Genomic DNA, 6,379 nt, shown 5'->3' on the forward strand with positions numbered 1-6,379 from the left:
ACTTTGGAAGAAGCTCAAGAAAAAATTCGCTTGGGTTTAAGTAGCATTTTACCCGATCCAATCGTAGTAGTATCTTTGGCAGGAACGCGACCAGTTCAAGTTACCATTAGTGGGGAAATATTTAAACCAGGAATTTATCCAATTAATTCAACAACACCCCGCGTTGCTGATGCCTTACTAATATCTGGTGGTTCAACTTTGAATGCAGACCTGCGACAAGTGCAAGTACGCCGGAAGTTAATCGATGGTTCTGTGATTTCACAAACTATTGATTTATATGCAGCACTGCAAAATGGCGGTTCAATTCCTAATTTACGCTTACAAGACGGAGATGCGATACTCGTTCCCCGTCGTGAAGTTGGTAATAATGACGATTATGACCGCAATTTGGTAGCACGTTCATCCTTAGCTACACCACAGATTAAAATCCGCGTTTTAAACTACGCTGCGGGAGGTCTTTCGATTCAAGCACTACCTAACGGGAGTACTTTTGTAGATGCTTTGGGAGGAGTAAATCTCGATACTGCTAATCTCCGAGATATCGCTCTGGTTCGCTTTGATCCTGAACAAGGTAAAGCTGTTACCCAGAAACTTGATGCGAAAAAAGCTCTAGGAGGCGATGCATCTCAAAATGTGGCCCTTCAAGATAATGATGTTCTGGTTGTTGGTCGGAACCTCATCGGTAAAATTACTAATTTCTTGACTACCATTACTCAACCCTTCTTCAATGTCCAGTCCTTTCTCCGATTTTTTGACGACTTCGGTGGCAGGTAAAATTAGTAACTCTCACCTCTTTGCTGATTGTTACAGGATGTGAAAGAGGAGGAGATGAGGGTGACAAATATAAAGCTGATAACTGATAACTGATAACTAATAACTGATTCTATATGCCTCTGCCATGACTCCACCAATTGTTAAACGCTATCTTATTGCTTTTGAAAAATACAAGTGGATTGGACTAGCTAGTTTTGGTTTAGTCGTAGTGGGGTCAACGGTAGTGGCTATGCAGCCAGAACCACGGACTAACTACATAGCATCTGCTGCACTTACCTATGCTGGTCCACCAGTTTCTTTTTCTGCAACTGGTAGTCAAATCCAACAGCAAGGAAAGGAACTAAATGAGGATGTTTTATTATCAAACCAGATACTTGCGACAGTGGCAGAGAAAGTAAATATCAAACCGAAACAACTTGGTTCAAGTATTGTCCTTTCTCTACCTAAAAAAAATGCCAAGACTGGAGAATTAGAAACGAGTACCTTTGAACTGAAATATGTAGATAGTGACCCCAAACGAGCCATAGAGGTCTTGACTGAATTGATGCAATCAATGATTAAGTTGAGCAGTGACATCAATACTGGGCGATTACAAGCAATTATTGAAAAGATTAATGAGCGCCTACCACAAGCTAAACGGGAATTGCAAATTGCCGAAAAGAAACTGGAACAATACGATCGCATAGAGCGAACGGCGATATTAGCGGCGGAGAATGGCAGCTTGTTAAGCGCTATTACTGCCAGCCAAAATCTACAACGGCAAATTCAATTAACTATTTCTGGGGTTGATGGTCAAGTTAAGAGTTTACAAAATAAGTTAGGCTTAACAGTCGGACAGGCTTATATTTCTTCTGCTTTGAGTGCCGATCCAATTATTGGCAATTTGCGAACGCAAATTTATCAGAGTGAGTCGCAAATCGCCTTACTTAGGAAAGATTTGCGGCCGGAACACCCAACGATGGTTCAATTGCTGCGTCAGAAACAAGCTGCTGAGGAATTGTTGCAACAACGGGCTGGGGAGGTATTAGGTGGCGATGGAACGGCGGCTCCGCTTCAGGGTAGTGTTGAAGGTATTCGCGCCCAAAGTAGCTTAGATCCGGCTCGCCAGCAGTTGGCAAACCAAATGGTGTCTTTGCAAACCCAACAGGAGACGCTGCAACAACAACTAGCTCAAGAAATCCAACAAGAAGCGCGACTACGGCGAGAGTATTCTTTAATACCCAATAAGCAATTAGAGCGATCGCGTTTAGAACAAGAGGTTGGACTTAAAAAAGCCATCTATGATCAAATGCAGGCGAAGCTAACCGATGCCAAAACCGCAGAGGCAGAAACTACCAGCAGCCTTAGCATTGCCAGACGCCCTACAGCAACTGCGGACGTAAAACCCCCCAAGAGTGTACCTATTACCCTTGCTGTGGGTAGTTTATTAGGTGTGTTAATTGGTGGCGGGGTGATATTCTTGTTAGGAGCGCTGGAAGGTACTTTCAAAACCAGGGAGGATATCCGCGAGAGCCTCAAGCAACGGGAAGTGCCACTGTTGGGAGAATTGCCTTTAATGCCAGTTGATGATTTGCCTCAAGATGCAGTGCCTGTAGTACTTTCTGCTGATTCTCCTTATTTAGAATTTTATGAGAAAGTCCGTAGTAATCTGCGCCGGGTTGGTGGTAAAGCCTTAAAGGTGGTGTTGATTACTAGCACCAGTAACCTAGAGGGTAAAACCGCAAGTGCTTATAACTTGGGTATAGCTTCAGCTCGTGCTGGTAAAAGAACCTTAATTATTGAAACAGATTTGCGATCGCCTTCCCGTTGTACATCACTGAATGTAATTCCTGACCCTGACGCCACTATTGAACCCCTGCGTTATTACGCTAACTTAAGTGAATGTATTCGTTTAGTTCCTCATGTAGAGAATTTATACATCATACCCAGCCCTGGCCCTGTGCGGCAATCCGCAGCTATTCTTGAATCTAGCGAAATGCGTCGGCTGATGGAGGATGTGCGGGAACGTTTTGATATGGTTATTTTAGATACGGGTTCTCTCAGCATATCTAATGACCCTTTGTTAATCCAACCCTACAGCGATGGCATAGTACTTGTGGCGCGACCACACTATACACAAGAGAACATGTTAGGTGAAGCTATTGATCAACTGGTTGAATCGGAACTGGGATTATTGGGGGCAATTATCAATGGCACTGATATCATTGTTTCTTTACCTGAACAAGTCGTAGAATCATCAACATTTACATCTAAAACAGAAGAATCAGAAGAACTTTCAGCAAGTGCCAACAAAAATTAATATATTTCCCAAATAGGGAATAGTTTTGAATTGCTTAGTACAGCTTTGAGTAAAACTGTGGTGAATCGAGAGGGGAAATTTCAACGCAGAGGATACGCAGACGATTGATAGGTAGCAATTATTTCGCTAATGATTTCGGAAATTTTGTACTTAGTCCTGCCTAAACAACCCAAATAGGGGAGCAAGAATTATCCCAAAAGCAAAACCACCAATGTGTGCCCAGTAAGCAACTCCACCAGTTTCCACGCTCATGTTAGCGGCTGTTTGCAGGGTAGCAAGACCGGAAATTACATTTTGCACAATAAAAAGTCCAATTATTACTAGTGCTGGCACTCTGATTGTGGTGATGAAAAACCCCAAAAATACTAAGGTCATGACTCTAGCTTGGGGAAAGCGGATAATGTAAGCACCTAGAACACCAGAAATTGCACCACTTGCTCCCAAGGAAGGAATCTCAGAATTCATGCCAATAAACCATTGACACAAGGCAGCTAAAGCACCACACGCTAAATAAAAAATCAGATATTTAACATGACCCAATCGATCTTCAATATTGTTGCCAAAAATCCAGAGAAACACCATATTCGAGATTAAGTGCCACCAACCACCGTGTAAAAATTGCGATGTAAATAACGTTATCCACTCTCCACTCCAATTGGTGGTTAACTGTTGAGGTATTACTGCATACTGACTTAAAAACTGATTCAATTGTATATTTGACGATGCATTTAACAGCCTCACCTCGTGAAGAAAAACTAAAATATTCATGCCAATTAACCCGTAGGTGAAATACGGGGTGGCTCGCGTCGGATTTTCATCGTAGAGGGGAAACACAAATGTTTTTCCTAATTTATTCACTAACTGCAATATAGCTTGTAAGGCTAGCAGTTGCGAAGCTTAACAATTTCATTAATTAGTCTGATTAAAAGCCCTGATGATACTCTGAAAATTACTGATACCAAGCTTCTTCCTTTGATTTATCGTTAAACAAACCCAACAGTGGGCCGAGAATTGCTCCAAAGATAAAACCGCCTGCATGGGCCCAGTAGGCAATACCGCCGCTTTCCATACCGATGTTGGTACGTGTTTGCAGACTAGCAAGCCCGTAGAAGGCTTGTTCAAGAAACCAAAATCCCAAAAAGAAATATGCCGGGACGCGGAAAGTCGGAAAGAAAAACCCTAAAGGCACTATGCCCAGAACTTCGGCGTTGGGAAAGCGGAGAATGTAGGCTCCTAAAACGCCTGCGATCGCACCACTTGCACCCAAGGAAGGAATGCTAGAATCTTGAGCGAAGAACCACTGGGTCAAGGATGCCAAAACACCGCAAGATAAATAGAACAACAAATATTTGGCATGACCTAACTTATCTTCAACGTTGTTACCAAAAATCCAGAGAAACAGCATATTACCTGCTAAGTGCAAGAAACCACCGTGTAAAAATTGTGAGGTAATTAAAGTTGCCCACTCTGGCACTGGTTGATGTAGAGAGACACCACCAAAGCTTAAAGTTAGTTCTCGTGGAACTACAGCCGCAAGGTGTAGAAACCCATTTAATGCTTGGGGGGGAAGATTTGCCTCATAAAGAAAAGCGAGGACATTAGCAGCAATCAGTCCATAAGTCACATAAGGCGTAATTTTTGTCGGATTATTATCTCTAATGGGAACCACTGGCGTTTTTTCCTGAATTTTAAGACAGTAGTATCACAATACTGAATTCTACAAGTAGTTTCTTCTACCCCGTGGATGGATCTCGTTTTGAGATTTAAAAACCAAAAGCCAAAAATCCACCATCGACAGTAATACATTGCCCAGTGATGAAAGATGCCGGGGACATACAAAGAAATGCCACTAAACCCGCGACTTCTTCGGGTTGGCCAACCCTTCCCATAGGTGTTTGTGATAGAACTAATTTGAGAAAATCTTGATTATCGAGTACAGACTCGGTTAAAGGCGTGCGAATAGCCCAAGGTGCTACGGTATTTACCCTAATATTATCTGAGGCCCATTCAATTGATAGCGATCGCGTCAGTTGATTTATAGCCGCTTTAGTCATACCATAAGGAGCGCCTGTACGATTAGAGACTAAACCTGCAACAGAACTTATATTCACAATGCTGCTGTTTTCCCCATTTTGAAGCAGAGGGTAAAACAGACGGCACATCTCAAAAATTGATGTCTGGTTGGTCTGGATAATGAACTCATACTCAGAGGCTGTATACTCTACTACTTTTTTGCTAATATTGGTTCCCACATTATTTACCAGGATGTCTAATTTATCCCAGGTTTTGCTAACCTGCTCAAAGATGACTTGACGCCCATCATGGGTTGAAACATCTGCCGTAATCCCATAAGTAGGCAATTGTGCTTGTTCCCAGATAATTAGTTGTTGGTCAATATCCTGAGAATTCCGTGCCACGATTGTGACTTCTGCACCCAGAGATAAGAACTCATTGGCAACAGCTAGTCCAATGCCTTTAGTGGCACCTGTAACCAATGCTCTCTTTCCTGTTAATGTCCAGCGTGGGCGTAGCCCGCCGTAGGCATCGCTCATTTGTAATAATTCTACTGATTTTTTATTTTCAAGCTATCAATCACGTAATAGTTTATCTTGCAGGTGTCCAATGCGATCGCCTTTTATCGTAATGTAGATGATTGCAATCTCTAAACCATTTACCGCATCTGATTCCAATTGAATCGCTGACCAAACCCACTGCCAAACTCATGTTTTTTTCAAATTCTCTACAAAATCAACTCCAACGGTGGAACGAAACCATTCGTAATCAGCCGAAAAATCCTAATGCTTACATTCGCCGAGGCATGGTTAACTTTCAACTAGCCAAAATTGATGAATCTATTCAAGATTTTGACATGGCAGAACAATTGGATGCCAATATTAAACCTTACCTTTGGCAACGTGGATTATCGTATTATTATGCAGAAAGATTTGCTGAGGGCGCTCAACAATTTGAGATAGATTTGACAGTGAATGCTCAAGATGTAGAAGAAACAGTATGGCGATATCTCTGCATAGCTCGTTCGTTAGGTGTTGAAGAGGCGCGTAATTCTTTACTAACAGTGAAAAATGACCCTCGACGTATTATGCAGCGCGTATATGATTTGTATGCGGGAGATTGTACACCAGATGATGTTTTAACTGTTGGTCAATCAGAAGGGATAAAGGGGAATTTTTACAGTCATCTTTATTTAGGATTATATTACGAAGTTGAGAATAATGTTGATTTGGCTCAGGAATACAGCAGATTGCAGGTAGATAGAGTACACTAAACGCTAGTGCATCAACCGGG

Annotated in this window: 6 protein-coding genes; 3 read left to right on the forward strand and 3 right to left on the reverse strand. The window is 42.1% G+C overall.

Annotation, left to right across the window (positions count from 1 at the left end):
• Positions 1-774: polysaccharide biosynthesis/export family protein (locus ACFE90_RS11925; RefSeq protein WP_375500687.1), on the forward strand; the 774-nt coding region annotated here is incomplete at its 5' end.
• A 124-nt stretch (positions 775-898) separates the two neighbouring features.
• Positions 899-3,073 carry a GumC family protein gene (locus ACFE90_RS11930; RefSeq protein WP_375500689.1) on the forward strand — a complete coding sequence of 725 codons (2,175 nt, stop codon included), beginning with the start codon at positions 899-901 and terminating at the stop codon, positions 3,071-3,073.
• Positions 3,074-3,223: 150 nt separating this feature from the next.
• On the opposite strand, the gene ACFE90_RS11935 is transcribed toward ACFE90_RS11930, so the two are convergent.
• From ACFE90_RS11935 to ACFE90_RS11945, 3 genes are all read right to left on the reverse strand, one after another.
• Entirely contained in the window at positions 3,224-3,907 is a 684-nt protein-coding gene (locus ACFE90_RS11935; RefSeq protein WP_375500691.1) for a rhomboid family intramembrane serine protease, read from the reverse strand.
• A gap of 115 nt (positions 3,908-4,022) precedes the next feature.
• The gene (locus ACFE90_RS11940) at positions 4,023-4,742 is read right to left on the reverse strand and encodes a rhomboid family intramembrane serine protease (protein ID WP_375500693.1); all 720 of its coding nucleotides are present in this window, start codon (positions 4,740-4,742) and stop codon (positions 4,023-4,025) included.
• 94 nt (positions 4,743-4,836) lie between these two features.
• Positions 4,837-5,625 carry an SDR family oxidoreductase gene (locus ACFE90_RS11945; RefSeq protein WP_375500695.1) on the reverse strand — a complete coding sequence of 263 codons (789 nt, stop codon included), beginning with the start codon at positions 5,623-5,625 and terminating at the stop codon, positions 4,837-4,839.
• Between the two features lie 170 nt (positions 5,626-5,795).
• Between ACFE90_RS11945 and ACFE90_RS11950 the strand changes: the two genes are divergently transcribed.
• Entirely contained in the window at positions 5,796-6,359 is a 564-nt protein-coding gene (locus tag ACFE90_RS11950; protein ID WP_375500697.1) for a tetratricopeptide repeat protein, read from the forward strand.
• The last annotated feature ends 20 nt before the right edge of the window (positions 6,360-6,379 follow it).

Source organism: uncultured Nostoc sp. (assembly GCF_964245445.1).
Classification (GTDB): Bacteria; Cyanobacteriota; Cyanobacteriia; order Cyanobacteriales; family Nostocaceae; genus Nostoc.